This window comes from Pandoraea sp. B-6, from assembly GCF_000282835.1.
GTDB classification, from domain to species: Bacteria; Pseudomonadota; Gammaproteobacteria; order Burkholderiales; family Burkholderiaceae; genus Pandoraea; species Pandoraea cepalis.
Genome location: NZ_KB290541.1, coordinates 1 through 3781, shown reverse-complemented (window position 1 = coordinate 3781; position 3781 = coordinate 1). Strand labels below are relative to the sequence as shown.

General features: G+C 65.6%; 4 protein-coding genes. All 4 read right to left on the bottom strand.

The features are described 5' to 3' along the window. Nucleotides 1-30: 30 nt before the first annotated feature. Nucleotides 31-1233 carry a tryptophan synthase subunit beta gene (gene trpB / locus A985_RS0117560; protein WP_017234682.1) on the bottom strand — a complete coding sequence of 401 codons (1203 nt, stop codon included), beginning with the start codon at nucleotides 1231-1233 and terminating at the stop codon, nucleotides 31-33. Nucleotides 1234-1290: 57 nt separating this feature from the next. Then, nucleotides 1291-1947, bottom strand: coding sequence for a phosphoribosylanthranilate isomerase (locus tag A985_RS0117555; protein ID WP_039830481.1), 657 nt, complete (start codon nucleotides 1945-1947; stop codon nucleotides 1291-1293). Continuing rightward, nucleotides 1944-2744, bottom strand: a complete 801-nt coding sequence (truA, locus tag A985_RS0117550) for a tRNA pseudouridine(38-40) synthase TruA (protein WP_017234680.1) — start codon at nucleotides 2742-2744, stop codon at nucleotides 1944-1946. The genes A985_RS0117555 and truA overlap by 4 nt, the downstream gene beginning before the upstream one ends. 97 nt (nucleotides 2745-2841) lie before the next feature. Next, nucleotides 2842-3781, bottom strand: a 940-nt coding sequence (locus tag A985_RS28675; protein WP_039830480.1) for a FimV/HubP family polar landmark protein, incomplete at its 5' end; no start/stop codon positions are given.

The window sequence follows — 3781 nt, the reverse complement described above, 5'->3', positions numbered from 1 at the left end:
CGCTTATGTCGCTTATGTCGCCTATGTCGCCTATGCCCCGCCCGACGCCGGCCTGGGCAGCGCCATCACGGTGTGCATGTCCTTGTCGCCGCGCCCCGAGAGATTGACCAGCACGATCTGATCGCTCGGCAGCGTCGGCGCCAGCTTGCACGCATAAGCCAGCGCGTGGCTCGACTCCAGCGCCGGAATGATGCCTTCGATCCGGCAGCAGTCATGAAACGCGCGCAGCGCCTCGGTATCGGTCACGCCCACGTACTCGGCACGCTTGATGTCATGCAGCCACGCGTGCTCCGGGCCCACCCCCGGGTAGTCCAGGCCTGCCGAGATCGAATGCGTTTCGGTGATTTGACCGTTGGCGTCCTGCAGCAGATAGGTGCGGTTGCCATGGAGCACGCCGGGCGTGCCACCGATGATCGACGCCGCATGACGGCCGGTCTCGATGCCGTCGCCCGCCGCTTCCACGCCCACCAGCTTGACGTCCGGCACATCGATATACGGGTAGAAAATACCCATGGCGTTCGAGCCGCCACCGACGCAGGCGAGCACATAATCCGGCTGACGGCCGGCCAGCTCGGGCATCTGCACCTTGCACTCCTCGCCGATCACACTCTGGAAATCGCGCACGAGCATCGGATACGGATGCGGCCCGGCCACGGTGCCGATGATGTAAAACGTGCTCTCGACGTTGGTCACCCAGTCGCGCATGGCTTCGTTGAGCGCGTCCTTGAGGGTCTTCGAGCCCGACTCCACCGGCACGACGGTCGCGCCCAACAGTTGCATGCGATAGACGTTGGCCGCCTGACGCTTGACGTCTTCCGAGCCCATGTAGACCACACACTCCATGCCGAAGCGCGCGGCAATGGTCGCCGTTGCCACGCCATGCTGACCGGCGCCGGTCTCCGCAATCACGCGGCGTTTGCCCATGCGACGCGCGAGCAGCGCCTGCCCGATCACGTTGTTCACCTTGTGCGCGCCGGTGTGATTCAGGTCTTCGCGCTTGAGGTACACCTGTGCGCCGCCCAGTTCCTGGCTCCAGCGCTTGGCGTGATAGATCGGCGACGGGCGCCCGACGTAGTGCTTCAGTTCGTAATGAAATTCTTCGAGGAAGGCCGGATCGTGCTGATACTTCGCATAGGCCTCGCGCAACTCGTCGAGCGCGTGAATCAGCGTCTCGGCCACAAAGACACCGCCGTACGGACCGAAATGGCCGCGGGCGTCAGGGAAATCGTACATGGTTGTCACTCTTCGCAGTACCGGCGCGCGGCTCAGGCGGGCGTTCCGGCGGGTTGCTCATTCGGCGTCGGCGGCACGCACTGCGTGCACGAACGCCGTCATGCGGGCGTGATCCTTCACGCCACGCGACGCCTCTACACCGCTCGACACGTCGACGGCGTAAGGCGTCACCCGGCCGATGGCTTCAGCAACGTTGTGTGCGTTCAAGCCACCACTCAAAACGGCCCGACGCGCGATGTCTTTTGGAATAAGTGACCAATCGAAAACCTTTCCCCCACCGCCGTAGCCTTCGACCAGGGCATCGAGCAAGATGCCTTGCGCAGCGGTGTATGCATTGGCGAATTGTAGCAAATCGCCACTGTCTTTCGTCTCCGGGCCGATACGCATGGCGCGCATGTAAGGACGATTGCCCGCCGCGGCGGCCAACACCGCGCATTGCGCCGGCGTTTCGTCGCCATGGAACTGCAGCGTGGTCAGCGGCACAGCCTCGACCGTCCGGGCAATCTCGTCGGCCGTCGCGTTCACGAACAGGCCGACCAGACTCACATACGGCGGCACCCGGCGGGCCAGCTCGGCCGCACGCGCCAGATCCACGTAGCGCGGGCTCGGCGGGTAAAAGACGAGACCGATGGCGTCGGCGCCCAGCGCCACCGCGTGATCGATGTCGGCCGGCTGCGACAGGCCGCAGATCTTGATTCGGGTACGGGATTTCATGAACTTGCCCACGGCATCGGGAACGGCCACGCCGCCCAGTTGGGCTCGGGGACCGCGAAACGCTCAGGATACCCCACCCGCGCCAGATACAGCCCGTCCGGCATGAACGTCGGTGCCGCCTGACGACGGTCGAGACTCGCGAGCACATCCGTCATCCAGCTCGCCGGCTGGCGGCCTCGGCCCACGGCGACCAGACAGCCCATGATATTTCGCACCATGTGATGCAGGAACGCGCTCGCCCGGAAGCGGAACACAAAGAAGTGCCCATGCTGCTCGATGTCGATGGCATACAGATGTTTCACCGGCGTCTTGGCCTGACACTCGGACGAGCGGAACGCCGAGAAGTCGTGCTCGCCGACCAGCACTCGACTCGCGGCGCGCATGGCGTCGATATCGAGCGGCGTGTGCAGCCAGCCGCATCGGCCCTCGAGCAACGGTGAGCGCACGGGATGCACGTACAGCACATAGAAATACGTGCGCTCGAAGGCGGTAAATCGGGCGTGGAAATCGTCCGGCATGGCCTGCGCCCATTGCACCGCAACCGTCTTGGGCAGAAACGCGTTGACGCCGCGCACCCACGAGAACATGGCGCGGTCCAGGTCGGTGTCGAAATGTGCCACCTGACCGATGCCGTGCACACCGGTATCGGTGCGGCCCGCGACGGTCGTGGGCAGCGCAACGCCGCCGAAGTCCCGCAACGCGGCTTCGAGCGTCTGTTGCACGGTGTTGCCATGCGGCTGCGATTGCCAGCCGGAGAACGCCGTGCCGTCGTAATGGATGCCCAGTGCGATTCGCATATGAAAAAGAAAAATGGGCGCTCAACCTACGAGCGCCCCAAACTACGGTCAATCTGTGGTGGCTTCGTCAGCCTGTCGTGGCGTCAACTTCTCGGCGTCACTTGCCAAGCTCGGCGAGCCGTGTGCGGGCGACGGACTGCTGCGCGGCGTCGCCACCGGCAATCACCTCTTCGAGCAGTTCGCGTGCGCCTTCGTCGTCACCGATGGTCTGATACGCAGTGGCCAGCTCCAGCTTCGTATGGAATTCATCCGGCACGCCCGGCTCGACGGACGCAGCGGCGACGGGTGACGCCGGCACGGCGGGCACCGGCGCAACCGTTTGCGGCACTTGCGGCGCCGCAGGTTCGGCCGCATACGGCGTTTCCGGGGCCGGTGCATGCAGCACCTCGTGCTCGATCAGGGCTTCCGTTCCGATGTCGGTTGCCAGCGTCGGCGCGCTCACGAACGCCGGGCTCGCCTGCGCGTCGTCGCCCTTCAGATCGAGGCTGAAGTCCGATAGATCGAACGACAACGGCTTGAGCGAGGGTGCCTCGTGCGCGGTGTCCGTATAGCTGCGCGACGCGACCGGCGAGTGGCTGGCCTGCTGCATCGCGGCGTCGAAGTCGGCATCGCTCAGTTCGCCGTCCGGCTCGTCGAACGCCTCCTCGTCCGCGCTCGCATGCGAGCGCAGCGGATCGTCCATCGGCGCCATCTTGAACTGCACCGAACCCATCCCCTTCGAGAGCGACGGCAAGGCATCGCTCGAAATCGTGCCCACATGCGCCGCCTGTCCCGGGATCGCCAGATCCAGATCGCCCAGCATGCCGGCTACGCTGCCGTCGAGCGAAGCGTCGGCGGGCTCGGCCGGCGCGGAAATGTTTGACTCAGGCGCAGGCACCGACGTAGCGGCAGCACCGCCGACAGCGGCGGCGGCACCCAGCGCTTCCAGCGCCGACAACGTGGCAGCCGCCGAGTCGCCATGGGCGGCGGGCGCCTCGTGGGCGTCCCCGGCAGCCTTGCCAGCTTCCTCGGCAAACGCAGCACCCCAATCGATTTCC

Coding starts and splice junctions, on each gene's coding strand:
- trpB (WP_017234682.1), bottom strand. CDS start 1,233: ATGTACGATTTCCCTGACGCCCGCGGCCATTTCGGTCCGTACGGCGGT.
- A985_RS0117555 (WP_039830481.1), bottom strand. CDS start 1,947: ATGAAATCCCGTACCCGAATCAAGATCTGCGGCCTGTCGCAGCCGGCC.
- truA (WP_017234680.1), bottom strand. CDS start 2,744: ATGCGAATCGCACTGGGCATCCATTACGACGGCACGGCGTTCTCCGGC.